Origin of the sequence: Streptomyces sp. NPDC001231, from assembly GCF_042896885.1 — a bacterium.
Lineage (GTDB): Bacteria > Actinomycetota > Actinomycetes > Streptomycetales > Streptomycetaceae > Streptomyces.
In genome coordinates this window covers 186,824-211,232 of record NZ_JBIAXS010000005.1, presented here as the reverse complement: position 1 = coordinate 211,232, position 24,409 = coordinate 186,824, and the positions used below count along the sequence as shown (strand labels likewise).

Genomic DNA, 24,409 nt, shown 5'->3' with positions numbered 1-24,409 from the left:
TCAGACCCCCTCTGCGTCCGCGAACGACGCCTGGTAGGCGGCGAACTGGGCGCGCTCCTCATCGACGAGCGCGTGCCCGTCCGCGTACACGTTCTCGAAGATGGCGAAAAGGTCCGGGTCGGGCATGGCACGGACCGCTTCGCGCACTCGTTTGCCCAACGCCTCGCTCTCGGCCTCGAGTTCCTCGAAGAATCCCTCGTCCGCGTGGTTTGCGGCCTCCAGGTGGCGGCGAAGGCGCAGGATCGGGTCCTTCGCCTCCCAGGCCAGGCGCTCCTCGTCCCCCCGGTAGCGGGTGGGGTCGTCGGAGGTGGTGTGGGCGCCCATGCGGTAGGTGTACGCCTCGACCAGGGTGGGGCCCTCGCCGCTGCGGGCGCGCTCCAGCGCCCACTTGGTGACGGCGAGGCAGGCCAGTACGTCGTTGCCGTCGACGCGGACGCCGGGGAAGCCGAAGCCCGCCGCGCGCTGGTAGAGCGGGACGCGGGTCTGCTTCTCGGTCGGCTCGGAGATCGCCCACTGGTTGTTCTGGCAGAAGAACACCACGGGGGCGTTGTAGACCGCGGAGAAGGTGAAGGCCTCGGCCACGTCGCCCTGGCTGGAGGCGCCGTCGCCGAAGTAGGCGATGACCGCGGAGTCGGCGCCGTCCTTGGCGACGCCCATCGCGTAGCCCGTGGCGTGCAGCGCCTGGGAGCCGATGACGATCGTGTAGAGGTGGAAGTTGTTGCCGTTGGGGTCCCAACCGCCGTTGTTCACACCCCGGAACATGCCGAGCAGGTTGGTCGGATCCACCCCGCGGCACCAGGCGACGCCGTGTTCACGGTAGGTCGGGAAGACGTAGTCGTCCTCGCGGGTGGCGCGGCCGGAGCCGATCTGGGCGGCCTCCTGGCCGAGCAGCGAGGCCCACAGTCCCAGTTCGCCCTGGCGCTGCAGGGCGGTGGCCTCGGCGTCGAAGCGGCGGGTGAGCACCATGTCGCGGTACAGACCGCGAAGCTCCTCGGCGGTGATGCCGGCGACGTACTGGTCGTACTCGGCGTTCTTGACGCGCTTGCCCTCGGGCGTCAGCAACTGCACGAGTTCGGGGTCGGCGCTCTTCTTGGCGCCGGTACGCCGCCTGGTGCCTGCGGCTTTCGTGCCGGTCGCGCCGGCCTTGCTTCCGGCGCTGCGTCGCGGTGTGCGCGCGGCAGTGCTCTCCACGGTCACGTGTGCTCCTCCGTCGGTCCGGCCCCGGGGTTGCCGGTAGCCAGTGCGGCTCACCTGTTCCGGACCACCGGGCACGGGGTGGGTGCCACTCGGCCGGGAACAGGCGTGACAGGTGCCCCGGCGAGCGCCCTGCAGCAGTCACGTTACCCAGTGCTCCACATTTCTGGGAAACCCCCCTGACCTGGGCGTTTCCTTGGATTTCCAAGTATTTCCACTTGGACGTCCAAGTACCTCGCCGGACAGTCGGGGCAGCCGCTGGTCACAGCCGTGCAGGGGGCCGGAACACCGGCACGTTATCCCGGCCACCCCTGAGTCGGGAAGGGTCGGCGAATGGCCGGAACTGCTCTTGATGGATGACCCCGCACGGGGGACGCCGAAACAGGACCCGCCGCGCGGCGACAAGGGGCGCCACCGAGGGTCAACCGGCGCACGGCGGGCGGTGTCGGGACGGCATCACGACCTCATGTGACCGAAAGCGACCATCGACGACTGCCTGTGACAAGCCCCAGCTCACGGCGTCCGCAGGTGCCCTAGCATCTGGCGCGTGCCGCGCCCATGTGTACCACCCCCCGTGCCCCACGCGCCCCCTCTGCGCGCCTTGCTGCGCCAGTACGCCGCCGGTTCCGCCCTCACCTGCGAGCCGGTCGACCAGGGCCTGCTCAACCGCGGCTACCGGCTGTGCACGACCCGCGGCCGTTATTTCCTCAAGCACCACTTCGATCCGGACACCGCCGATCCCACCGCCATCGCGCGCCAGCACCGGGCCACCCAGCGCCTGGCCGACCTCGGCGTCCCGGTGGCGCCGCCGCTCACCGGCCGCGACGGGCGCACGGTCGCCGTCGTCGGCGGCCACGCCTACGCCCTGCACCCCTGGATCGACGGCCGGCACCGGCACGGCGGGCAGCTCACCACCAAGCAGTGCGCCCGCCTGGGAGCACTGCTGGGAGCCGTGCACGCGTGCCTGGAGCGGGTGATGCCGCCCAAGGGCCGCACCCGCCCCGCCGCGAGTCCCCACCCCGTGGAGAGCGCCGATCCCGCCGACACCTTCACGCTGATCGACGACCTGCTCGGGCACGTCCGCCGCCACCGGCCCCCGGACACCTTCGACGAACTGGCCCGGCACCGGCTCCTGGAGCGGCGCGCGCTCCTGGAACGGCACGCGGACCGGCGTCCGCCGCCCGGCGGGCCCGTCGGCTGGGTGCACGGCGACTTCCACCCCTTCAACCTGCTCTACCAGGGGGAGGCCCCCGCCGCGATCGTCGACTGGGACCGGCTCGGCGTGCAGCCCCGCGCGGAGGAGGCGGTGCGCGCCGCCGCGATCTTCTTCGTCCGGCCCGCCGGCACCCTGGACCTGCCGAAGGTCAGGGCGTACGCGCGCGCGTACCGGCTGGCGGCCGGCGCCACCCCCTCGGAGCTCGCGGCGGCCGTGCACCGCGTGTGGTGGGAGCGCCTGAACGACTTCTGGATGCTGCGCTGGCACTACGAGCGCGGCGACACCCGCGCGGACCCGCAGTTCCCGGCCGCCTCGGCGCTCGCGGTGTGGTGGACGCGGGAGTACGGCGCGGTGTGCGGCGCGTTCGCGGAGTGACGCCGAAGGAGCCGGACGGAACACCACGCGCGCGTGGGCCCGTACGGCCTCACGCGCGCGTGAAGGATGCTCGGTTCGCGGCGGGACTCAGTTGCCTCCGACGGGGTTCCCCGCCGCGCCCGCGGCGGTGCCGGCGGCGTCGCCACCGCCGCTGTCCCCGGAGCCGTCGCTCGTCGGGACGCCCGGGTCCTGGGAGGTCGACGGAGGCCCGGGATCGGCCGGTTCGCTGGAGGTCTGCGGGTCGGACTGCTCGTTGGAGGGCTGCTCGCCGGACGGCTCCGACGGGGTCCACGACGGCCGGTACGACGGCGTGTACTTCCAGCCGCCCCCGCCCGAGCCGTAGCCCCGGTCCGTCGACGTGTCCGACGGCTCCTCGTTCGACGTGTCGCTCGGGGTGGTGCTGGGCTGCGCGTCGTCGGTGGACTGCGTGTTCGACGGCGACTTGGTGGTGTCGCCGCCGGTGCCGGTGTCGCCGCCGGTGTTCTGCAGCGCCAGTGCCACGCCCGCGGCGATGGCGATCACCGCGAGGACGGCCAGGATCCACAGCTTGCCGCGGCCGCTGCCCTTGTTGCCGTGCCCCTCGAAGCCGCCGTCGTCCGGGTTGCCGTACCCGGTGGGCAGGATCGGCTGGGGGATCTGCGTGGTGCCGGAGCCGAGGTCGGCCTGGTGCGGCATCACGGTCGTGCCCGCGTAGCCCGCCGCCGGGGTGTGCCGGCCGTCGTGCGCCTCGACCGGGCCGGTGTTCCAGGTGCCGGTGTGGCCACCCTGGTCGTACAGCATCTGCAACCCGTACTGGACCAGCCCGCGCATCTCCTCGGCGGTCTGGAAACGGTCGTCGGGCTCCTTGGCCAGCGAGCGCATGACCAGGCCGTCGAGTTCCGGCGGGCAGGTGCCGCCGGGGACCTGCGACGGCAGCACCGGCATGTCCTGGACGTGCTGGTAGACCACCGACAGCGGGGTCTCGCCGGTGAACGGGGGCCGCAGCGCGAGGAGTTCGTACAGCAGGCAGCCCGTGGCGTACAGGTCGGAGCGGTAGTCGACGGCCTTGCCGAGAGCCTGTTCCGGGGAGAGGTACTGCGGAGTGCCCATGACCATGCCGGTCTGCGTCATCGTCGTGGACGCCCCGTGCAGGGCGCGGGCGATGCCGAAGTCCATCACCTTCACGGCGCCGTTGTCGGTGATGATGACGTTGGCCGGCTTGATGTCGCGGTGCACGATGCCGTGCTGGTGCGAGTAGGCCAGCGCCTCCAGCACACCGGAGACGATGATCAGCGCCTGCTCCGGGCCGGGCGCCTCGGCGTTGAGCAGCAGATCGCGGATGGTGCGGCCCTCGACCAACTCCATCACGATGTACGGCACGGCCTGGCCGCCCGCCTGGTCCTCGCCGGAGTCGTACACGGCGACGATCGCGTGGTGGTTGAGCCCGGCCACTGACTGGGCCTCACGTGTGAACCGGGCCTTGGAGACGGGGTCCTCGGCCAGGTCTGCGCGGAGCAGTTTGACCGCCACGGTCCGCCCGAGGCGCACGTCCTCGGCGGCGAACACCTCGGCCATGCCGCCCCTGCCGAGTCTGTGCGTCAACCGGTACCGGCCGTCGCCGACCAGGCCGTTGTTGCCCCACATCTCCGGCGCGTCCGACATACCGCCGCCAGCCGCCTCGGGGTCGGACGGGCCCTGGGCGCGATGCTGCTGTGCCATCAGTCCTCGCCGTCGTTTCTGCCCGCGGTGCGCGCGGTGTTGTCACGGTCTCCGTCGGCCACGCTACAGGCTCCGCGGGGGCCGCCGGTCCAGGATCGTCGCGGCGAGCACCGCCGGGACCGGCCCGAGACGGACCGGCCATGAAACCGCGTGCGGGTGCCGTGGTGCAAATTCCGTGTACCGGCCGTACGCCTGCTGTAACGCTTCCGCGACGCTTCTTTCGCGTACGGTCACGGAACGGGCACTGAGCTTGACGTGTCGGTGCCCTGGGGCAGACTGGCCGGGAATGACTCATTCGATCAACGAGGGCGCCGGACGGCCTAAGTGGGGGACGCGGAGACATGAGCCAGGACGGCGCACACGGCCAGTACGCGGGACGGGCACTGGCCGGCGGCCGCTACCAGCTGCGCGACCTGCTCGGCGAGGGCGGCATGGCCTCGGTGCACCTCGCCTACGACTCCGTGCTCGACCGCCAGGTCGCGATCAAGACACTCCACACCGAACTCGGCCGCGAACAGGCCTTCCGCGAGCGGTTCCGCCGCGAGGCCCAGGCAGTGGCGAAGCTCACGCACACCAACATCGTCTCGGTCTTCGACACCGGCGAGGACGATGTGGACGGCATGACGACGCCGTACATCGTCATGGAGTACGTCGAGGGCCGCCCCCTCGGCTCGGTGCTGGAGGAGGACATCCGGCAGCACGGCGCGATGCCCGCCGACAAGGCGCTGAAGATCACCGCAGACGTGCTCGCCGCGCTGGAGATCAGCCACGAGATGGGCCTGGTCCACCGCGACATCAAGCCGGGCAACGTGATGATGACCAAGCGCGGCGTGGTCAAGGTCATGGACTTCGGCATCGCCCGCGCCATGCAGTCCGGCGTGACGTCGATGACGCAGACCGGCATGGTCGTCGGCACCCCGCAGTACCTCTCGCCGGAGCAGGCGCTCGGCCGGGGCGTGGACGCGCGGTCCGACCTGTACTCGGTCGGCATCATGCTGTTCCAACTGGTCACCGGGCGGCTGCCGTTCGACGCGGACTCGCCCCTGGCCATCGCGTACGCGCATGTGCAGGAGGAGCCGGTGGCGCCCTCCTCGATCAACCGCTCGCTTCCTCCGGCGGTGGACGCGCTGGTCGCCCGCGCGCTGAAGAAGAACCCCAACGAGCGCTTCCCCAGCTCCGAGTCCATGCGCGACCAGTGCCTGCGCGTGGCGGCCTCCTTCCAGGCGGCCGCGCCCAGCATCGTCCCCGGCGCCCATACGCCGAGCGGCGCGGGCGTCGGCTCGGCGGTCTTCCCGCCCGTCGACCAGACCTCCCCGGTCGCCCAGGGCAATGTGCAGACGCCGTACCAGCCGGCCCCGACGCCCAACCCCTACAGCACCGGCGCCCCCACGCCCGCGAGCTACGGCTACCCGCAGCAGCCCGGCTACCAGACGCCCGTCGCGTCGCCGTACGCGCAGCAGCAGGCGCCGACCCCGCCGCCGTACGTCGTCTCGCCCCAGCACACGCCCCCGCCGGGCGGCGGCAGGAGCACCCGGCCCGTGGTCATCGGGTCGATCGCCGTCGCCGCCATCGCGGTGGTCGGCCTGATCGTCGCGCTGACCCTGGACAACGGCGGCGGCGCAGACGAGGCCAAGGGCGGGGGCGGCGGCGCGAGCAAGTCCGCCTCGGTGGTCGAGGGCCACCGCGGGCCGGACACCTCGAAGACGATCGACTCCGACGACTGCAAGGAACCGCGGGAGTCGTACAACGACCCGGACAAGATCAGGCTGCCGGACTTCCGGTACAAGAACCTCGGGTCGGTCAAGGAGTGCCTCCAGGCCGCCGGCTGGAAGCTGAAGAAGGTCGACGTCGACGAGAACACGTTCGGCCAGGACACGGTCCTCAAGCAGTTCCCCGCAGCCGACACGGACGTCGACCCGAAGAGCATGCCGGTGATCCAGCTCGACGTCTCGACCGGCAACCCTCAGTCGTCCTGACCGTCACCGTCCCGTCCGGCTCCCGCCGAGCACGGCGGGCGGTCCCGTAAACAAGAAGCGCGTTCCCGTAAGGAGAAGGCCCCGGCAGTACCCCGGGGCCTTGTCACGTCCGCGCTACGAGGACAGGTGCGGGCGGGGGCGCGGCAGACGGCCCGCGGACCCGGCGCCCGCGGGCAGGACACCTGCGCGTACGGGTGCCTACAGGTACGGCCCGCCCGAGCGGCCGCCCGTGCGGGGGTCGTCGCCGCCGTCGTGCCCGATACCCGGGGGCAGGGCACGGCGCATCTGCTCCAGCTGGGCGCGGGCGGCCATCTGCTGGGCGAACAGAGTCGTCTGGATCCCGTGGAAGAGACCCTCCAGCCAGCCCACCAACTGCGCCTGTGCGATGCGCAGTTCGGCGTCACTGGGGGTTCCCTCGTCGGTGAACGGCAGGGAGAGCCGCTCCAGCTCCTCGACGAGTTCCGGCGCCAGGCCGTCCTCCAGCTCCTTGACCGAGCTCGTGTGGATCTCCTTCAGCCGGACCCGGCTGGCCTCGTCCAGGGGAGCCGCGCGCACCTCTTCGAGAAGCTGCTTGATCATGCTGCCGATCCGCATGACCTTCGCGGGCTGCTCCACCTGCTCCGTCACCGGGGTCTCACGGGAGTCGTCGTCCCCGCCGCCGCCGAGCGCCATTCCGTCCTGGCCCACGACCAGGATCTGCGGATTCTCCGGCGACCGTTCGTTCCTCGGCATCTCCATGCCGCCATTGTCTCGCACCCGTACATGCCACTTCCGTGGCGCCCCCACGGAAGGCGGTCCACCGCGTCATTTCCACGCGTCTTCGACCCGCGGGAGGTCCAGCCGGAGCAGACGGGCCTCGCAGTGGTCCAGCCAGCGGGACTCCGCCTCGGCCCAGCAGATCAGCTGCTCCACGACCAGCAGCCGGGCCACCTCGCCCGGTCCCGCGAGCGGGCCGGCAAGAACCTGGGCGCGCTGCCGCACGTAGTCGTGCAGCGACTCGGACACATGCCGGCGCTGCACCTCGACGACCTCGCGCACATCGACGCCGGGCGCCGCCACCGCCAGCACCAGCTTGATCGCCAGCTCGTCGCACGCCGGACCCGTCCGCTCCACCGGCCGCGCGTACCAGGCCCGCAGCTCGGCGCGGCCCGCCTCGGCCAGTGCGTAGACCACCCGGCCGGCCTCGTCCACGCCCTCCCGGGTGACCAGGCCCTCGTGCTCCAGGCGGCCGAGCGCGGCGCAGACCCGGCCGATGTACAGCGGCCGGGCCGCCCCCGTGCGCGCCTCGAACTCGGCGCGCAGCCGGGAGCCGTGGCGGGGGCCGTCCGCCAGGAGCGCCAGCAGTCCGTGACGTATAGCCATAACCGGATTGTGCAGTGGGTTCGACCCGGTGGCCGATCCTGGAATGCCGGATTGGTCCAGTGATGTGACTGTTGTTACAGAAATGATCTGATCCGCTGGCCGGACACCGTGTGAGGGGGTCCCCGACGTGACTCCATGGCTGCGTGCTCTGCTGCGCGCGACGGGACTGCTGATCACGCTGGCAGCGGCCGTCCCGGCCAGTGGCCCCGCCTCGGCGTACGGCGCCGCGCGAGCGCCCTCGGCCTCCGCCACGCCGCACGACATCGCGTCCGGGGCCGCCACGGACGCCTCCGGCACCGTCGCCTCCGGCGCCTCTGCGGCCGGTACCTCTGCCCCGGGCTCCGCCGCCCCCAGGATGGCCGCTGGCTCCCGCTCCTCGCCGGTCCACGGGCCCCCGCCCTCGACGCCGTCGTCCCCAGCCTCACACCCGGCCTCGTCCCCTTCCGCCTCGCCGTCTGCGTCCTTGTCGTCCTCCGACCCGTCGCGGGCCGGGAACCACCCCGGTGGGGGGCGGCATCGGCCGGGGCGGCCGCACTGGTGGGAGAGGGAGAGGGACCACGACGACGGCAGCGAGGACTTCGAGAGCGCGAGCGCGACGCCGGAGGCGACGAGCGCCTCGCCCTCGGGCCAGGAGGCCGCTCCCGTGCCGTCCGGGGCGCAGGACAGTCCCGGCGCCCTGCCCGTCTCGCAGACCGAGAACGGACCCGTGCTGCGGTCCGTGTCCCTGGGCAGCGGGCTCGTCCTGATCGGCCTCGGCCTCGGCCTCGCGTTCATCGCCCTGCGGTTGCGCCGGAGCTAGCTCCGGCGCAACCGGTGCGGCGGAGGTGCGGGGATCAGGGTGTCACCAGAAGCACCTTGCCGATGTGGCCGCTCTCCTCCAGGATCCGGTGGGCGGCCGCGGCGTCGCTCATCGGGAGCTCCTGGTCGACCACCGGCCGGACGTGCCCGTCGGCGAACAGCGGCCAGACGTGTTCGCGTACGGCGGCGACGATGACCGCCTTCTCGCTGATCGGGCGGGCGCGCAGCGAGGTCGCGCTGATCGCTGCCCGCTTGCCGAGCAGGGTGCCGATGTTGAGCTCGCCCTTGACCCCGCCCTGCATGCCGATGATCGCGAGCCGGCCGTTGACGGCGAGGGCCTGGACGTTGCGGTCCAGGTACTTGGCCCCCATGTTGTCGAGGATCACGTCGGCGCCGTTCCCGTCCGTGGCCCGCCGGATCTCCTCGACGAAGTCCTGCTCGCGGTAGTTGATCAGGATCTCGGCGCCCAGTTCGGCGCAGCGCTCGAGCTTCTCCTTGGTGCCCGCCGTCACGGCGACCTTCGCGCCCACGGCTCGGGCGAGCTGGATCGCCATCGTGCCGATGCCGCTGGAGCCGCCGTGCACGAGCAGCGTCTCGCCGGGGCGCAGCTGGGCGACCATGAAGACATTGGACCAGACGGTGCAGGTCACCTCCGGCAGCGCCGCGGCCTGCCTCAGGCCGACGCCGTCGGGCACGGGCAGCAGCTGACCGGCCGGAACGGCGACCTTCTCGGCGTAACCGCCGCCCGCGAGCAGCGCGCACACCTCGTCGCCGACGGCCCAGCCGGACACCCCGGGACCGAGCTCCGTGATCCGCCCGGAGCACTCCAGCCCGGGGTACGGGGAGGCACCGGGCGGCGGACTGTAGAAGCCCTGCCGTTGCAGGATGTCGGCCCGGTTGACGGCACTCGCCGCCACCTCGACCAGCACCTCCCCCTCGCCGGGCACGGGATCCGGTACCTCGTCCCACACCAACGCCTCGGGCCCACCGGGTTCGGGAATCGTGATCGCATGCATGGGCCCGACGCTACTGCTTCGCGGTGCCGTCGTCAGTCCTGGGGAAGCGGCCGTGTGTCAGGGGTGACCTTCGTTCCCGGTGTGGCCCGGACGATGGTGATCAGACGGTCGGTCAGCTCCAGTTCCCGTACGGACGGGTCGTCGTAGCCCAGCACCCGGTGTCCGCGCAGCACGCTCACCACCAGGTCGTCCATGTCCCGTGGGTCCTGGCCCACCTCGGCCTTTATGACGGGCCGTTCGATGATGTCCAGGCCGCTGCCCTGCTGGATGAGGTCCTCCAGGACCATGCTCGCGGCCGGACTGAGCACGGACAGCCCGAGCAGCCGCCCCGCCGCGCTCGCGCTGGTGACGACGGCATCGGCCCCGGACTGCTTGAGCAGCGGCGCGTTCTCCTCCTCCCGCACCGCCGCGACGATCTTCGCCGCCCGGTTGATCTGCCGGGCCGTCAGCGTGACCAGCACGGCGGTGTCGTCCCGCTGGGTGGCGATGATGATCTGCCGTGCCCGCTGCACCTCGGCCCGCATGAGCACCTCGCTGCGGGTGGCGTCCCCGACCACGCCCGCGTAGCCCTCCGCCGTGGCCGCGTCGACCACCTTGGCGCTGGGGTCGACCACGACGACCTGCTGCTTCTTCAGCCCGGCCGCACAGACGGTCTGGAGCGCGGACCTCCCCTTCGTGCCGAATCCGACGACGACGGTGTGATCGCGCAAAGTGGACCTCCAGCGATTCAGACGCCATTCCTCACGGGTTCGCTCGGTGAGGACTTCGAGTGTGGTGCCGACCAGGATGATCAGGAAGATCACACGCAGCGGGGTGATGACGAAGATGTTGGTGAGACGCGCGCTGTCGCTGACGGGGGTGATGTCGCCGTATCCGGTGGTGGAGAGGGTCACCGTCGCGTAGTACGCCGCGGCGATGAGGTCCATCGGGGCTTCTTTGGCACTGTCCTGGTATCCCTCACGGTCGGCGTAGACGATCAAGACCGTCACGAGCAGCACCAGCACCGCCAGGAACAGCCGTTTGCCGACCTGACGTATCGGGCGCTCCACGACTTTTCGAGGGAGCTTCACCCGATGGGTCACGAGATGCTCGTCCGCTTGGCGGGCGATCGCGTCATGGCCCGGAAGTTTCACGTGAAACACACCCCGATTCCGGCGGCGGCCCAGGGCAGGTCGAGGAGTTCCGCCTCCCGACCCGGCCGGGCACCACCCGGTGGTACGACGGCGAGGGCATCTGCCGCCGCGACGCCGCGCAGCATGGCGGGGCCGTTGTAATGCAGCGGAACGGCGCGGTCGCCGCGCAGCACCACGGGCACGAGCCGGGTGTCGTCCGGGTGCCCGTGGACCGCGTCCGTCAGCGGCAGCGTGTACGGCTCCGGGGCCGGGCGCGCGGCCAGCGTGCGCAGCAGCGGCTCGGCGAGCGTCAGCAGCCCCGAGGCGGCCGCGAGCGGATTGCCGGGCAGGCCGACGAGGTGCTGGTTCTCCTTGGTGCGGGCCAGGAGCATGGGATGGCCGGGGCGCACCTGGACGCCGTCCACCAGGAGTTCGGCGCCGATACGGCGCAGGGTGGGGTGGACGTGGTCGACCGGTCCGGCGGCGGTTCCCCCGGTGGTGACGATCACGTCGGCCTGCGACCCGGTGACCGCCTTGTGCAGGGCCTTGGCGTCGTCGCCGATCCGGCGCACACGGGTGACCTCGGCGCCCAGCGCGCGCAGCCAGGGCGGCAGCATCGGGCCGAGCGCGTCCCGGATCCGTCCGTCGTACGGCAGGCCCTCGGTGAGCAGTTCGTCGCCGAGCACGAGGACGTCGACGCGGGGGCGGGGGACCGTGGCGAGGGTGTCGTACCCGGCGGCCGCGGCCAGACCGAGCACCACCGGGGTCACCAGGGTGCCGACGGGCAGCAACTGGTCGCCACTGCGGCACTCCTGCCCGCGCGGGCGGATGTCCCTGCCGTGCCCGGACTCCTCGGTGGCGTACAGCCGGCCCTTGGCGTCGGTGCGGCCGTGTTCGCTGCGCAGCACGGCCGTGGTGTCCTGCGGGACGCGGGCGCCGGTCGCGACGCGTACCGCCTCGCCGTCGGTCAGCGGCTCGGGCTCGTCGTGCCCGGCCAGGACGCCCTCGTCGCGTACGTCCCAGGGGCCGGGGCCGGCGACCGCCCAGCCGTCCATGGCGGAGGTGTCGAAGGAGGGCAGGTCGCACAGGGCGGTCAGGGGTGCGGCCAGGACCAGTCCCAGGGCGGCCTCGAGGGGTACCGGGACGGGGGCCCGGCGGGCACCGGCACGGGCCGCGCGGGCGGCGGTCTCGCGGGCCTGCGGCCAGGCGATGGCCTGGCGGCGGGCCTCCTGGGAGTGCACGGGATGCGGGGTGCCGTGACCTGCACCGGCGCTCCCGTGGTCCTCGAAGGAGGCGGAACCGGATACGGGGGTGCCGCCGCGTCCCGCCCGGCCCCGGCCGGGCTCGGGAGCACGCCGGCTGCTGCCTTCGTTCACCAGGGCGAGCGCCTCCTCCACGTCGAAGTCCTCGGCGTCCCCAGCGTCCCCAGCGTCCCCAGCGTTCTTGGCGTTCTCGGCGTTCTCGCCGACCCGCGTGCCACGGCCGAGCATCAGACGTCCGGGCGGGTGTCGGGCGTGGCGTCGGACGTGCCGGTGCCGCCGGTGGTCTCGTCCGCCCAGCGCTGGGCGAGGGCCGCGGCCTTGCGGGCGGCCTCGGCGACGGCTTCGGGGCCGCCCTTGGCCTGCGCGGCCGCATAACCGACGAGGAAAGTGGTCAGGGGTGCCGCGGGCCGCGCCACGCCGTGGGCTGCGTCGCGAGCGAGGTCGAGCAGCGCGCGGGTGTCGACGTCCAGATCGATGCCCAACTCGTCCTTGACTGCGGAAATCCATTCATCCAACACGTGCCCATGCTCCCTGATACGTGCTCTGGCGATGACGATGTCGTCCCAGGTGTCGCAGTCGAAGGACGCGACGTCGTCGGGGACGCGGGTGAGATCGAGCGCGGCGGTGAGCCGGCGAAGCGGCAGCCCGGTGAGGGCGCCGTCCCGGGCGGCGCCGCCCTCGGACGCGGCGCGGGCGAGCGCGGCCAGCGCGCGGCGCAGCGCCTGCGCGCGATAGACGGCCACGAGCGGCTGGTCGCGGCCGTCGGCGTCGGTGAGCAACACGCCGTCGGCCCGGCCGGCCCTCAGGGCCGTCAACAGCCGCCGTACCGTGTCGCGTTCGAGGAACGGCAGGTCGGCGGAGAGTACGACGACATGGTCCGCCGTGGTGTGGCGCAGCCCGGCGTCGAGCGCGGCGAGCGGTCCGGCGCCGGCCGGTTCCTCGCGTGCCCAGCGCACGGGCCGCGCGGTGGGGCGGGGGTCGGCGACCACCACCGTCGTGTCCGCGTCGGCGCAGGCGGCGAGCACGCGGTCGAGCAGCGCGCGGCCGCCGACGCGCAGGCCGGGCTTGTCCGCGCCGCCGAGCCGCCGGGCGGCTCCTCCGGCGAGCACGACGGCGTCGTGGGCGAGGGGCTCGTAGGAGGTCACCCCCCGAGTATGCGTCCCGCCCGCGATCAAGGGGAACGCGGGCGGGACACTGCCGTCACAGCGTGCGCAGCAGCACCGCCGGCTGTTCCACGCAGTCGGCCACATACCGCAGGAAACCGCCCGCCGTGCCGCCGTCGCACACCCGGTGGTCGAAGGTGAGCGAGAGCTGGACGACCTGCCGCACCGCCAGCTCGCCCTCGTGCACCCACGGCTTGGGGACGATGCGGCCGACGCCGAGCATGGCGGCCTCGGGGTGGTTGATGATCGGTGTGGAGCCGTCGACGCCGAACACTCCGTAGTTGTTCAACGTGAAGGTACCGCCGGTGAGTTCGGCCGGAGTGAGGGTGCCGGCGCGGGCCGCCTCGGTCAGCCGGGCGAACTCGGCGGTCAGCGACTCCGCGTCGCGCGTGTGCGCGTCCCGTACGACCGGGACGACGAGCCCGCGTTCGGTCTGCGCTGCGAAGCCGAGGTGCACGGCGTCCAGCCGGACGATCTCCCTGGCCTCCATGTCGACCCGCGAGTTGAGCTCGGGATGGCGGGCGAGCGCGGCCGTGCAGATCCGGGCCAGCAGCGCGAGCAGGGAGATCTTCTGTCCCCCGGCGGCGTTCATGGCGGCCCGGGCGCGCATCAGCTCCGTGGCGTCGGCGTCCACCCAGCAGGTCGCGTCCGGAATCTCCCGGCGGCTGCGGGACAGCTTGTCGGCGACGGCTCCGCGCACCCCCTTGAGGGGAACGCGGGAGCCGGAGGACTGCACCGGCCCGGCCGCGGGCGCGGTCGCGGGAGCCGTCGGTGCGCCGGCACCGCGGCCCCGTGCCGCGTTGGCCCTGAGCACGTCCTCGACGTCCGCGCGCAGGATCAGCCCCTCGGGCCCGGAGCCCGACAGCTGCCGCAGGTCCACGCCGTTCTCCCGCGCGAGGCGGCGCACGAGCGGCGAGATGACGGGGACGGGACCGTCGGCGGGCCGCTCGGCCACCGCGGTCGCGTGGGCCGCCGCCGGAACGCCCGCCGTACGCACGGACCCGTTGGCGGCCGGTGCCGCGGCCGCGACGGGCGCCGCCGCTTCCACGGCGCCGCTCGTGTCACGCGCGCCCGACGCCATCGGTGCCGGGCGCACCCTGCGGCGGCGCGCCGGAGGCGCCCCCGTGCCGTAGCCGACCAGGACGTTGCCGGAGCCCTCGGTGTCGTCAGCCGCGTCACCCGCGGCACCGGCGTCCTGCTCCCCGACCGCCACCGTCAGCAGCGGTGCTCCCACGGGCAGTTCCGCGCCCTCCTCGCCGAAGCGGGCGGTGACCACGCCGGCGTAGGGGCAGGGCACTTCGACCATCGCCTTGGCCGTCTCGACCTCGACGACCGGCTGGTCGATGGCGACCACGTCGCCCACCTCGACCAGCCAGCGGACGACCTCCGCCTCGGTGAGCCCCTCCCCGAGGTCGGGGAGTCTGAACTCCAGCACCTGTGCCATCAGCTCTCCGCCTCCCACTGCAGACGCGCCACGGCGTCCAGAATCCGGTCGACGCCGGGCAGGTGGTGCCGCTCCAGCATCGGCGGCGGGTAGGGGAGGTCGAACCCGGCCACGCGCAGCACCGGTGCCTCCAGGTGGTGGAAGCAGCGCTCCGTGACACGGGCGGCGATCTCCCCGCCCGGGCCGCCGAACCCGCCCGACTCGTGCACGACGACCGCGCGTCCGGTGCGCCGCACCGACGCGCACACCGTCTCGTCGTCGAACGGCACCAGCGAGCGCAGGTCGACGACCTCCAGCTCCCAGCCCTCGGCCCGCGCCGCCTCGGCGGCTTCGAGGCAGACGGGCACGGACGGGCCGTACGTGATCAGCGTGGCGCTCCTGCCGGTGCGCCGCACCACCGCGCGGCCCACCGGCTCGACGGTCTGCGGGTCGTCCGGGTTCCAGGTGTCCTTCGACCAGTACAGCCGCTTGGGCTCCAGGAAGACGACCGGGTCGTCGGAGTCGATGGAGGCCCGCAGCAGCCCGTAGGCGTCGGCGACGGTCGCGGGCGTGACGACATGGAGCCCCGGAGTCGCCATGTAGTACGCCTCGGAGGAGTCGCTGTGGTGCTCCACACCGCCGATGCCGCCGCCGTAGGGGATGCGGATGGTGATCGGCAGGGGCATCTTGCCGCGGGTGCGGTTGCGCATCTTCGCGACATGGCTGGCCAGTTGCTCGAACGCCGGGTAGGCGAAGGCGTCGAACTGCATCTCGACCACCGGGCGCAGCCCGTACATGGCCATGCCGACGGCGGTGCCGAGGATGCCGGCCTCGGCCAGCGGGGTGTCCGTGCAGCGGTCCTCGCCGAACTCCTTGGCGAGGCCGTCGGTGATACGGAAGACACCGCCGAGGGTGCCTACGTCCTCGCCCATGACGTGCACGGTGGGGTCGGCGGCCATCGCGTCGCGCAGCGCGCGCGTGAGGGCCTGGGCCATGGTGGCCGGCTTGAGTGCGACGGTGGTCATCGGGCCGTACCCTCCTCCGACTCGGCCTGGAGCTCGGCGACCAGCTGGGCGCGCTGTTCGCGCAGTTGCGGGGTCGGCTCCGCGTACACGTGGGCGAACAGGTCCATGGGGTCGAGCGGAGCGTCCTGGTTCATGCGCTCGCGCAGCCGCGCGGCCATCGCCTCGGCGTCCTCGCGGGCGGCACGGACGCCGTCCTCGTCGAGCAGGCCGCGACCGGTCAGCTCCCGCTCCAGCAACTGGATCGGGTCGTGCTCGCGCCAGGCCTCGACCTCGGCGTCGCCGCGGTAGCGGGTGGCGTCGTCGGCGTTGGTGTGGGCGTCGATGCGGTAGGTCACCGCCTCGATAAGGGTGGGCCCGCCCCCCGCGCGCGCCTGCCGCACGGCGTCGGCGAGCACCTCGTGCACGGCGGCGGCGTCGTTGCCGTCGACCAGGCGGCCCGGCATGCCGTACCCGACGGCCTTGTGGGCCAGGGACGGTGCCGCGGTCTGCTTGGCGAGCGGGACGGAGATCGCGAAGCCGTTGTTCTGCACGAGGAAGACGACGGGGGCCTGCCAGACGGCGGCGAAGTTCAGCGCCTCGTGGAAGTCGCCCTCGCTGGTGCCGCCGTCGCCGATCATCGCCAGCGCGACCACGTCGTCGCCCTTGAGGCGGGCGGCGTGGGCGAGGCCGACGGCGTGCGGCAGCTGGGTGGCGAGGGGCGTCGACAGCGGCGCGACACGGTGCTCGTAGGGGTCGTAGCCGGTGTGCCAGTCGCCGCGCAGCAGCGTCAGGGCCTCGACGGGGTCGACGCCGCGGGCCACGACGGCGAGCGTGTCGCGGTAGCTGGGGAAGAGCCAGTCGCGCTCCTCCAGAGCGAGCGCCGCGGCGACCTCGCAGGCCTCCTGGCCGGTGCTGGAGGGGTAGACCGCCAGGCGGCCCTGCTTGGTCAGGGCGGTGGCCTGCGTGTTGTAACGGCGGCCCAGGACCAGCTGCGCGTACAGACGGCGCAGCAGCTCCGGATCGGCCTTCGCGGCCGCCTCCGTCCCCAGGACGCGGTAGGGCTCCGCGTCGGGCAGCAACGGCGCGGGGTCGGTACGGGGCTGCCAGGCGGGCGGCGGGGATGGCCGGTACGCGCCCCGCTGCTCCATGACCGTCATGACGGCACCTCCTCGTGGGAGCGGCTACGAGGGGCGCGTCGGCTGTGACGCGCCCCACCTACCGATTGTTCGGTCGTCGGCACATTTTGGCTACAGGCGGGCCCAGGCTGTGGACAAACGGTTCTCCACACCCTGAGATGGACGCACTGCGTCCACGAGGGAAAGGCGGGGGGACATGGCACCTGAACAAATGGCCGAGGAGCCGGACGGCGCCGTACCGCCGCCGCGTCCGCTGGACGCCATCGACCAGGACATCCTGCGCATGCTCCAGACGGACGGGCGCGCGTCGATACGGTCGGTCGCCGAACGGGTCCACGTCTCGCGTGCCAACGCCTACGCCCGGATCAACCGGCTCATCGAGGACGGCGTCATCCGCGGCTTCGGCGCCCGCGTCGACCACGAACGCGCGGGGCACGGCACATCCGCGTACATCACCCTGAAGATCGTGCAGAACACCTGGCGCACGGTGCGCGAACAGCTCAGACAGCTGCCAGGCGCCCACCACATCGCGCTGGTCGGCGGCGACTTCGACGTCCTGCTGCTGGTGCACACCCCGGACAACCGGGCGCTGCGTGAGCTGGTCCTCACCCGGCTCCAGGCCATCCCCGAGGTGCTCAGCACGCGCACGCTGCTGGTGTTCGAGGAGGAGGACCTGGAGCCGCAGGGGTGAGGCGGTGCGGGGGTCAGTCCTTGCGCAGCCCCGAGAAGACCAGCCGCGTCACCGCGTCGGCCACCTCGCGCTCCCCCATGCCGCGCCCGTCGGGCCGGTACCACTCCACGATCGAGTTGATCATCCCGAAGACGAGCCGGGTCGCCAGCCGCACCTCCACGTCGGCGCGCACGTCCCCCTCCTCGGCCGACGCCCTCAGCAGATCGGCCACCCGGTGGTCGAAGTCGCGGCGCCGCTCCAGCGCCCAGCGCTCGGTCTCGGTGTTGCCGCGCACGCGCAGCAGCAGCGTCACATAGGGCAGTTCGGCGATGAGCACCTCGACCATGCGCCGCACCACGTGCTCCAGGCGCTGGACGGCGCGCCCCGTGCGCGCGTGCTCCTCGTCGAGGATCCCGAACAGCTCGTCCAGCGCCCGGCTGACCGCCCGGCGCAGCAGCTCCTCCTTGCCGGCGACGTGGTGGTAGATCGACGACTTGGAGATGCCGGCCGCCCGGGACAGGTGCTCCATGGAGGTGCCGTCGTAGCCGCGTTCGATGAAGACCTGAACGGCCACGGACAGCAGCGTCTCCGGGGTGTACGTGTCGCGCCTGGCGGTGGTCATGAGGTGCCCTCCCGCTTGTCGGTGGCGTAGGCGTGGCGGTAGAGCGCGAGCGACGGCGCGTAGCGGCCGGACGGATCGCACTCGTGCAGGTTGTCCAGCAGGGAGCGGGCCCAGGTGCCGCCGAGCCTGCGGCTCCACTCGAAGGGCCCGAGCGGGTAGTTGACGCCCAGGCGCATCGCGGTGTCGATGTCCTCCTCGGTGGCCACGCCCTTGGCGACGGCGTCGTGCGCCAGGTCGACGATCCGGGCGACCGTGCGGGCGACGATCATGCCGGGGACGTCCCCGATGACGCTGACCTTCTTGCCGAGCGCCTGGAACAGGCCGGTGGCCTCGGCGACGGTCCGCGGCGAGGTGTCCTGGGAGGCGGACAGGGCGATCCGCGTGGCCCCGCGGTAGTCGAGGGCGAGGTCGAAGTAGACGACGTCCTGGAACTCCACCGAGGTCTGCCCGTCGGCGAGGACCAGCCGGCCACCGCTCGGCAGCACCAGGCGGGTGCCGTGGTCCTCGCCCTCCTCGCGCACCTGGATGCCCGCCTCCCTGATCAGGGCGAGCAGGTCCGAGGCGGGCCCGAGGCCGCCCTCGGCGACCACGTACGCGGGCGGCGCCTCCCGTTCCGCGGTGTGCGGCTCGGGGCGTTCGGCGCCCTCGCGGTAGTCGTACCAGCCCCGGCCGCTCTTCCTGCCGTGCCGGCCGGACTCGACCAGACGGCGCTGGGCCAGCGAGGGGGTGAAGCGCACGTCCTGGAAGAACGACCGCCACACCGAGTGCGTGACGGACTCGTTGACGTCCTGCCCGATGAGGTCGGTCAGTTCGAAGGCGCCCATCCGGAAGCCGCCCGACTCGCGCAGGACCGCGTCGATGGTGGCGGGGTCGGCGCCCCGGGACTCGTACACCGCGAAGGCCTCGGCGTAGAAGGGCCGGGCGATGCGGTTGACGATGAATCCGGGGGTGTCCGCACAGGCCACGGGGGTCTTGCCCCAGGCGCGGGCCGTCTCGTACGCGCGCGTGGCCGACGTGGCGTCGGTGGCGAACCCGGAGACCACCTCGACCAGCGGCATCAGCGGGGCCGGGTTGAAGAAGTGCAGACCCACGAGGCGGCCCGGGACGCGCAGCGCGCCGCCGACGGCCGTCACCGACAGGGAGGAGGTGTTGGTGGCGAGCAGGCAGTCGTCGCCGACGACGCCCTCCAGCTCCTTCAGCAGTTCCTGCTTGACGTCGAGCCGCTCCAGGACGGCCTCGGCGACCAGCGCGCAGTCGGCGAGTTCACTCAGGCCGTCGGCGGCCAGGAGCCGGGCGCGGGCCGCGTCCCGCTCGGCGCCGGTCAGCCGGTCCTTCTCGACGAGCCGGTCGAGCCGGGCGCCGATCGCGGCGGCCGCCTCCCGGGCCCGCCCGGGCACGGCGTCGTACAGGCGTACGGTGTGGCCCGCGACCAGCGCGACCTGGGCTATGCCCTGGCCCATGGTGCCGGTGCCGACGACGGCCACCGGACTGCTGAGGTCGAGTGCTGTCATGTTCGCGATCCTCCCGCACAACGCTGTCCACGGATGCGGCGGACCCCTTGTACCGACCGATCGTTCGGTTACTCTAACTCTGACCGCCTGTTCCTGCCCATGGCCGTGACCATGGAGATGCCAGATCACGGGCTCGACGAGGAGCTCTTGAGACGAGGAGTTGGTCCCGCATGGCCGCCGAACTGACCGCACACGAGCTGATCGCCAGGCATCGGCCCACCCTGGACCAGGCGCTGGAGGCGATCCGCACCCGCGCGTACTGGTCGCCCCACCCCGAGCACCCCAAGGCCTACGGGGAGAACGGCAGCCTCGACGCGGCCGCCGGCAAGGCCGCCTTCGACGCCGTCCTGGGCACCCGCCTCGACCTCGGCCAGCCCGGCACGGACGACTGGGTGGACGGCGAGGTCTCGCCGTACGGCATCGAACTGGGCGTGAGCTACCCGCACGCGGACATCGACGTACTGCTGCCCGCCATGAAGGCCGGCCAGCGGGCGTGGCGGGACGCGGGCGCGGAGGCGCGCGCCGTGGTGTGCCTGGAGATCCTCAAGCGGATCAGCGACCGGACGCACGAGTTCGCGCACGCGGTCATGCACACCTCCGGCCAGGCCTTCATGATGGCGTTCCAGGCGGGCGGCCCGCACGCCCAGGACCGCGGCCTGGAGGCGGTGGCGTACGCGTACGTGGAACAGGTGCGCACCCCCGACACCGCCGAGTGGACCAAGCCGCAGGGCAAGCGCGACCCGCTCGCCCTCACCAAGCAGTTCACCGCCGTCCCGCGCGGGATCGCGCTGGTCATCGGCTGCAACACCTTCCCGACCTGGAACGGCTTCCCGGGCCTGTTCGCCTCCCTCGCCACCGGCAACGCCGTCCTGGTCAAGCCCCACCCGCGCGCGGTGCTGCCGCTCGCGCTCACGGTGAAGACCGCCCGCGAGGTGCTCGCCGAGGCCGGCTTCGACCCGAACCTGATCGCGCTCGCCGCCGAACGTCCCGGCGAGGGCATCGCCAAGACGCTGGCCACCCGACCCGAGATCAGGATCATCGACTACACGGGCTCGACCTCCTTCGGCGACTGGCTGGAGACCAACGCCCGCCAGGCGCAGGTCTACACGGAGAAGGCCGGCGTCAACACGGTGCTCGTGGAGTCCACCGGGAACTACAAGGGGATGCTCGCCAACCTGGCCTTCTCGCTGTCCCTCTACAGCGGCCAGATGTGCACCACCCCGCAGAACCTGCTGATCCCCCGCGACGGCATCCGCACCGACGAGGGCCCCAAGTCCTTCGACGAGGTGGCGGCCGACCTCGCCAAGGCCGTGGACGGCCTCCTCGGCGACGACGCCCGCGCCAACGCGCTGCTGGGCGCGATCGTCAACCCGGACGTCAAGGCCCGCCTGGAGGCCGCCGCGGGCCTCGGCGAGGTCGCCCTCGCCTCCCGCGAGATCGCCAACCCGGACTTCCCCGGCGCGGTCGTCCGCTCGCCGGTGATCGTGAAGCTGGACGGCGCCAAGCCGGACGCCGAGGCCGCCTACATGAACGAGTGCTTCGGCCCCGTCTCCTTCGCCGTCGCCGTCGACTCGGCCGCCGACGCGGTGGAGCTGCTGCGCCGCACGATCCGCGACAAGGGCGCGATGACGGTGGGCGCGTACACGACCGACGAGGAGGTCGAGCAGGCGGTGCAGGAGGTGTGCCTGGAGGAGGCCGCCCAGCTGTCGCTGAACCTCACCGGCGGGGTGTACGTCAACCAGACCGCCGCCTTCTCCGACTTCCACGGCTCCGGCGGCAACCCGGCGGCCAACGCGGCCCTCACCGACGGTGCGTTCGTCGCCAACCGCTTCCGTGTGGTGGAGGTCCGTCGGGAGGCGTAGGTCCCTCAGTCCCTCAGGATGCTGATGCGCCCCCGGTGGTGCTCCAGTGGTACAGCGTCATCGCCACACTGGTGGCGAGGTTGTAACTGGAGACCTGGGGGCGCATCGGCAGCGCCACCAGATGGTCGGTGCGCGCGCGCAGCTCGGCCGACAGGCCGCTGCGCTCGGAGCCGAAGGCGAGCACCGCGTCGTCGGGCAGCTTCACCCCGCGGATGTCCTCGCCCTCCGGGTCGAGCGCGAACAGCGGCCCCCGGGGCAGCTCGTCGACGTCCAGCCGCTCCACGGCGGTCGCGAAGTGCAGCCCCGCCCCGCCGCGCACCACCGTCGGGTGCCAGGGGTCCAGAGTGCCCGTGGTGACCACTCCGGTCGCCCCGAAGCCGGCGGCCAGGCGGATCACCGCGCCCGCGTTGCCCAGGTTGCGCGGCTGGTCCAGGACGACGACCGGCGCGCTGCGGGGCGAGTGCGCCAGCGCCCGCAGATTGGCCTCGCGGGAGGGCCGCACGGCGAGCGCCGCCACGGCGGTGGGATGCGGGCGCGGCACGAGGGAGGCGTACGTCTCCCGCGGCACCTCGTTCAGCAGGGCGTCCAGCGTCTCCCGTACGTCGGGGGCCAGCTCGTCGGCGAGGGCGAGCGCCGCGTGCCGGTCGGCGGTGACGGCCACCGGCACCTCGGCCCCGAAGCGCAGGGCGTGCTTGACGGCGTGAAAGCCGTCGAGCAGCACGGAGCCGCCGGCCAGCCGGTGCCAGGCGCGTACGGGGTCGCTCATGCCGGGAAGCCTACGCGGGCGGGTCCGGTGTCCTCCGGCGAGCGCGGGTCCTTCGCCTCGGGCCGGTCCCCGCCCCGCCGCAGTCGCGCACGCGCGCGTGCCGCGAGGCCGCCCAGGTGGCGCAGGAAGGGCGTCGGCAGGAACACCGAGTCCGCCGCGATCATCGCCAGTGAGAAGAACGGCAGCCCCAGCACGACCGCGATCACGGCGTGCTCGGTCATCATGACCGCCAGCAGGACGTTCTTCACCCGCCGGTTGAACAGCGTGAACGGGAAGGCGACCTGCGCCATCACCGTCCCGTAGGTCACCAGCATCACCAGCGTGCCGCTGGCGGACAGCAGACCGGCCAGGGCCGGCCAGGGCGAGAAGTAGTCCAGGTGGAGCGGGTAGTAGACAGCGGTGCCGTCCTGCCAGCGCGAGCCCTGGACCTTGTACCAGCCGGCCGTGGCGTAGATCAGGCAGGCCTCGGCCATGATCACGAGCAGGGCGCCGTTGTGGACGATGTCGGCGACGACGTTCAGCAGCATCCGCGGCTGCGCCGAACGCGCCCGGCGCCCGGCCGCCCACCACAGGGCCAGGCCCAGCCAGACCGTCCACAGGAGGACGGGCACGAACACCTCGCCCTGCATCCGGCCCGCCGCGGTGATCACGGCCAGGAACAGCCCCAGCACGCTCCACAGCGCGGGACCGGTCCGGTCGGGGACCCGCTCCCCGCGCGCGTGTGCCGCCCGTACCCGCGCGGCCCGGCGCGCGTCGAGCGACCAGACCTGGCCGCAGCGGGTGAACACCAGGTACAGCGACATCAGGTGCAGCACGTTGTCACCGCCGTCGCCCACGAAGACGCTGCGGTTCTGCAGGGAGAGCACGCCGACCATGAAGAGCACGGACGTGGTGCGGGTGCGCCAGCCCAGCGCGAGCAGCAGGCTCGCCAGCACGGCCAGCGCGTAGCACGTCTCGAACCAGAGGTCGCCGCGGAACCACATCAGGGCCGTGAAGGCGCCGTTGTCCGAGGTCAGCTGCTGGGCCAGGTTCCAGCTCCACGGGCCGTCGGGGCCGTAGAGCTCATGGCGGTGGGGAAACTCGCGCAGCAGGAACAGCAGCCAGGTCAGGGAGAAGCCGATGCGTATGACGGCGGTCTGGTAGGGGCCCAGGGCCGTCTCGGTGACCCGGGCGACCCCGCGCGAGACCGAGAGCGCGAGGCGGTTCACCGTACGCCTCCCCGGGTCTCGCCGGCCGACACCGTCCACCAGGGCAGCGTGCGGTAGGACGGCTTGCCTGTCGCCTTCTCGTTGCTCCACGGGGGCGGGGGCACGTTGCTGGTGCGGCTGCGGATCTGGACGCGTTCGAGGACGCCGCCCGCGCCGGCCGCGTCCCCGCGTTCCAGACGCAGCACCGCGATACGGCGCAGGTACTGCTCGGCCAGGGCGCCGCGCAGGCCCACCGGCCGGTTGTCGGCGTCGTGGACGGCGCCGTAGAAGTCCCAGGCGCGGCGCAGTTCGTTCTGCTGGGTGTGGCTGGGCAGCAGATTGCCCTCGATGGCCCGGCCGTCCTCGGCGGACAGGTCGTACCAGCCGGTGGTACGGGTGCCGCCGTCCGCCGTGCCGACCTCCGCGCGCACCTGGACGGCGACGTTCTGCTGGAGCGGGTTCGGCGCGAACAGCTTCCAGTTCTGCTCGAACTCCGGGTAGACCCACCCGTCGACGGCCTCGGCGTGCTCCCTGTTCACCGTGTTCGACGGCGTGACGTGCAGGAACACCATCCCGAGATGCACACACACCACCACGGCGACCACCGCGAGCACCAGCACCGCACCCACCTGACACGGCAGGGACAAGGCGGCAACACCACCACGAGACACCGGCCCACCGAGGGCGGGGGCGGGGGCAGGAGCAGGTACGGGGGGAGGAGCAGGTACGGGTACGGGGGCGGGGGCAGATATGGAGGCGGGAGCGGCGAGCGCGGCGGGGCCAGGACCGGGGCAGAGGTCGGGACCGGGGCTGGGGTCGGGAGAGGGACCGGGAGCGGTGCCAGGACCGGGAGCGGGAGCGGGACCGGGAGCGGGAGCGGGACCGGTGCTGAGGTCGGGAGCCGGGACTGCGGCCGGGCCGCTACCGGAAGCAGAACCGGGGCCAGGACCGGGAACGGTGCCAGGACGGGAAGTGGGAGTGGGACCGGTGCTGGCATCGGGAGCCGGGACTGCGGCCGGGCCGCGACCAGGACCAGGAGCGGGACCGGGAACGGGA

At 72.7% G+C, this 24,409-nt stretch carries 20 protein-coding genes and 1 pseudogene; 5 read left to right on the top strand and 16 right to left on the bottom strand.

All coding sequences use genetic code 11. From position 1 onward, the window contains the following. Window positions 1-1,197: a pyruvate dehydrogenase (acetyl-transferring) E1 component subunit alpha gene (pdhA, locus tag ACFY3J_RS08695; protein WP_384174526.1), complete on the bottom strand. Its 1,197-nt coding sequence runs from the start codon at window positions 1,195-1,197 to the stop codon at window positions 1-3. Window positions 1,198-1,768: 571 nt separating this feature from the next. On the opposite strand from pdhA (ACFY3J_RS08695), the gene ACFY3J_RS08690 reads away from it, so the two are divergent. Next, window positions 1,769-2,785, top strand: coding sequence for a phosphotransferase (locus ACFY3J_RS08690; protein WP_384174523.1), 1,017 nt, complete (start codon window positions 1,769-1,771; stop codon window positions 2,783-2,785). An 87-nt stretch (window positions 2,786-2,872) separates the two neighbouring features. Here the strand turns inward: ACFY3J_RS08690 and ACFY3J_RS08685 are convergent, their stop codons facing one another. Next, window positions 2,873-4,483: a protein kinase gene (locus ACFY3J_RS08685; protein ID WP_384174520.1), complete on the bottom strand. Its 1,611-nt coding sequence runs from the start codon at window positions 4,481-4,483 to the stop codon at window positions 2,873-2,875. Between the two features lie 341 nt (window positions 4,484-4,824). On the opposite strand from ACFY3J_RS08685, the gene ACFY3J_RS08680 reads away from it, so the two are divergent. Then, a complete protein-coding gene (locus ACFY3J_RS08680) occupies window positions 4,825-6,459 on the top strand; it encodes a protein kinase (protein ID WP_384174517.1) in 1,635 nt (544 codons plus the stop codon). A 198-nt stretch (window positions 6,460-6,657) separates the two neighbouring features. Here the strand turns inward: ACFY3J_RS08680 and ACFY3J_RS08675 are convergent, their stop codons facing one another. Then, entirely contained in the window at window positions 6,658-7,197 is a 540-nt protein-coding gene (locus ACFY3J_RS08675; protein ID WP_141359811.1) for a bacterial proteasome activator family protein, read from the bottom strand. Between the two features lie 66 nt (window positions 7,198-7,263). Next, complete coding sequence (locus tag ACFY3J_RS08670; protein WP_384174514.1) at window positions 7,264-7,821, bottom strand: PadR family transcriptional regulator; 558 nt, start codon at window positions 7,819-7,821, stop codon at window positions 7,264-7,266. A gap of 127 nt (window positions 7,822-7,948) precedes the next feature. Between ACFY3J_RS08670 and ACFY3J_RS08665 the strand changes: the two genes are divergently transcribed. Continuing rightward, complete coding sequence (locus ACFY3J_RS08665; RefSeq protein WP_384174511.1) at window positions 7,949-8,620, top strand: hypothetical protein; 672 nt, start codon at window positions 7,949-7,951, stop codon at window positions 8,618-8,620. Window positions 8,621-8,654: 34 nt separating this feature from the next. On the opposite strand, the gene ACFY3J_RS08660 is transcribed toward ACFY3J_RS08665, so the two are convergent. The 7 genes from ACFY3J_RS08660 to pdhA (ACFY3J_RS08630) are packed head-to-tail and all read right to left on the bottom strand — an operon-like array spanning window position 8,655 to window position 16,756. Then, window positions 8,655-9,635: an NAD(P)H-quinone oxidoreductase gene (locus ACFY3J_RS08660; protein ID WP_384174508.1), complete on the bottom strand. Its 981-nt coding sequence runs from the start codon at window positions 9,633-9,635 to the stop codon at window positions 8,655-8,657. A gap of 32 nt (window positions 9,636-9,667) precedes the next feature. Then, window positions 9,668-10,768 (bottom strand): potassium channel family protein, encoded by a 1,101-nt coding sequence (locus ACFY3J_RS08655; protein ID WP_384174505.1) that lies wholly within the window; start codon window positions 10,766-10,768, stop codon window positions 9,668-9,670. Then, window positions 10,765-12,237: a molybdopterin molybdotransferase MoeA gene (locus ACFY3J_RS08650; RefSeq protein WP_390840590.1), complete on the bottom strand. Its 1,473-nt coding sequence runs from the start codon at window positions 12,235-12,237 to the stop codon at window positions 10,765-10,767. The genes ACFY3J_RS08655 and ACFY3J_RS08650 overlap by 4 nt, the downstream gene beginning before the upstream one ends. Next, window positions 12,237-13,154, bottom strand: a complete 918-nt coding sequence (locus tag ACFY3J_RS08645; RefSeq protein WP_384174499.1) for an NTP transferase domain-containing protein — start codon at window positions 13,152-13,154, stop codon at window positions 12,237-12,239. Before ACFY3J_RS08645 ends, ACFY3J_RS08650 begins: the two co-directional genes overlap by 1 nt. Window positions 13,155-13,209: 55 nt before the next feature. Next, a complete protein-coding gene (locus ACFY3J_RS08640; protein ID WP_390840589.1) occupies window positions 13,210-14,616 on the bottom strand; it encodes a dihydrolipoamide acetyltransferase family protein in 1,407 nt (468 codons plus the stop codon). Beyond that, complete coding sequence (locus ACFY3J_RS08635; protein WP_384174493.1) at window positions 14,616-15,620, bottom strand: alpha-ketoacid dehydrogenase subunit beta; 1,005 nt, start codon at window positions 15,618-15,620, stop codon at window positions 14,616-14,618. Before ACFY3J_RS08635 ends, ACFY3J_RS08640 begins: the two co-directional genes overlap by 1 nt. Then, window positions 15,617-16,756 (bottom strand): pyruvate dehydrogenase (acetyl-transferring) E1 component subunit alpha, encoded by a 1,140-nt coding sequence (gene pdhA / locus ACFY3J_RS08630; protein ID WP_141359818.1) that lies wholly within the window; start codon window positions 16,754-16,756, stop codon window positions 15,617-15,619. The genes ACFY3J_RS08635 and pdhA (ACFY3J_RS08630) overlap by 4 nt, the downstream gene beginning before the upstream one ends. Before the next feature lie 190 nt (window positions 16,757-16,946). On the opposite strand from pdhA (ACFY3J_RS08630), the gene ACFY3J_RS08625 reads away from it, so the two are divergent. Beyond that, the gene (locus tag ACFY3J_RS08625) at window positions 16,947-17,426 is read left to right on the top strand and encodes an Lrp/AsnC family transcriptional regulator (protein ID WP_384175055.1); all 480 of its coding nucleotides are present in this window, start codon (window positions 16,947-16,949) and stop codon (window positions 17,424-17,426) included. A gap of 13 nt (window positions 17,427-17,439) precedes the next feature. Here ACFY3J_RS08625 and ACFY3J_RS08620 read toward each other — a convergent pair whose 3' ends face one another. After that, entirely contained in the window at window positions 17,440-18,027 is a 588-nt protein-coding gene (locus ACFY3J_RS08620; protein WP_384174487.1) for a TetR/AcrR family transcriptional regulator, read from the bottom strand. Next, window positions 18,024-19,538, bottom strand: a complete 1,515-nt coding sequence (locus ACFY3J_RS08615; protein ID WP_384174484.1) for a 3-hydroxyacyl-CoA dehydrogenase — start codon at window positions 19,536-19,538, stop codon at window positions 18,024-18,026. The genes ACFY3J_RS08620 and ACFY3J_RS08615 overlap by 4 nt, the downstream gene beginning before the upstream one ends. A 170-nt stretch (window positions 19,539-19,708) precedes the next feature. Between ACFY3J_RS08615 and paaN the strand changes: the two genes are divergently transcribed. Beyond that, complete coding sequence (paaN, locus tag ACFY3J_RS08610; RefSeq protein WP_384174482.1) at window positions 19,709-21,400, top strand: phenylacetic acid degradation protein PaaN; 1,692 nt, start codon at window positions 19,709-19,711, stop codon at window positions 21,398-21,400. Window positions 21,401-21,413: 13 nt separating this feature from the next. On the opposite strand, the gene ACFY3J_RS08605 is transcribed toward paaN, so the two are convergent. From ACFY3J_RS08605 to ACFY3J_RS08595, 3 genes and pseudogenes are all read right to left on the bottom strand, one after another. Next, complete coding sequence (locus tag ACFY3J_RS08605; protein ID WP_390840588.1) at window positions 21,414-22,166, bottom strand: TrmH family RNA methyltransferase; 753 nt, start codon at window positions 22,164-22,166, stop codon at window positions 21,414-21,416. Then, complete coding sequence (locus ACFY3J_RS08600) at window positions 22,163-23,374, bottom strand: HTTM domain-containing protein (protein WP_384174475.1); 1,212 nt, start codon at window positions 23,372-23,374, stop codon at window positions 22,163-22,165. The genes ACFY3J_RS08605 and ACFY3J_RS08600 overlap by 4 nt, the downstream gene beginning before the upstream one ends. Beyond that, window positions 23,371-24,174: pseudogene (locus tag ACFY3J_RS08595) on the bottom strand (DUF5819 family protein); the annotation flags it as partial. The pseudogene ACFY3J_RS08595 and the gene ACFY3J_RS08600, both read right to left, overlap by 4 nt. Between the last annotated feature and the right edge of the window lie 235 nt (window positions 24,175-24,409).

What these genes read in the sequence shown, in the direction of transcription:
- ACFY3J_RS08685 (WP_384174520.1), bottom strand. Translation starts at nt 4,483, where the DNA reads ATGGCACAGCAGCATCGCGCCCAGGGCCCGTCCGACCCCGAGGCGGCT.
- ACFY3J_RS08680 (WP_384174517.1), top strand. Translation starts at nt 4,825, where the DNA reads ATGAGCCAGGACGGCGCACACGGCCAGTACGCGGGACGGGCACTGGCC.
- ACFY3J_RS08675 (WP_141359811.1), bottom strand. Translation starts at nt 7,197, where the DNA reads ATGGAGATGCCGAGGAACGAACGGTCGCCGGAGAATCCGCAGATCCTG.
- ACFY3J_RS08670 (WP_384174514.1), bottom strand. Translation starts at nt 7,821, where the DNA reads ATGGCTATACGTCACGGACTGCTGGCGCTCCTGGCGGACGGCCCCCGC.
- ACFY3J_RS08660 (WP_384174508.1), bottom strand. Translation starts at nt 9,635, where the DNA reads ATGCATGCGATCACGATTCCCGAACCCGGTGGGCCCGAGGCGTTGGTG.
- ACFY3J_RS08650 (WP_390840590.1), bottom strand. Translation starts at nt 12,237, where the DNA reads ATGCTCGGCCGTGGCACGCGGGTCGGCGAGAACGCCGAGAACGCCAAG.
- ACFY3J_RS08640 (WP_390840589.1), bottom strand. Translation starts at nt 14,616, where the DNA reads ATGGCACAGGTGCTGGAGTTCAGACTCCCCGACCTCGGGGAGGGGCTC.
- ACFY3J_RS08635 (WP_384174493.1), bottom strand. Translation starts at nt 15,620, where the DNA reads ATGACCACCGTCGCACTCAAGCCGGCCACCATGGCCCAGGCCCTCACG.
- pdhA (WP_141359818.1), bottom strand. Translation starts at nt 16,756, where the DNA reads ATGACGGTCATGGAGCAGCGGGGCGCGTACCGGCCATCCCCGCCGCCC.
- ACFY3J_RS08625 (WP_384175055.1), top strand. Translation starts at nt 16,947, where the DNA reads ATGGCCGAGGAGCCGGACGGCGCCGTACCGCCGCCGCGTCCGCTGGAC.
- ACFY3J_RS08620 (WP_384174487.1), bottom strand. Translation starts at nt 18,027, where the DNA reads ATGACCACCGCCAGGCGCGACACGTACACCCCGGAGACGCTGCTGTCC.
- ACFY3J_RS08615 (WP_384174484.1), bottom strand. Translation starts at nt 19,538, where the DNA reads ATGACAGCACTCGACCTCAGCAGTCCGGTGGCCGTCGTCGGCACCGGC.
- paaN (WP_384174482.1), top strand. Translation starts at nt 19,709, where the DNA reads ATGGCCGCCGAACTGACCGCACACGAGCTGATCGCCAGGCATCGGCCC.
- ACFY3J_RS08605 (WP_390840588.1), bottom strand. Translation starts at nt 22,166, where the DNA reads ATGAGCGACCCCGTACGCGCCTGGCACCGGCTGGCCGGCGGCTCCGTG.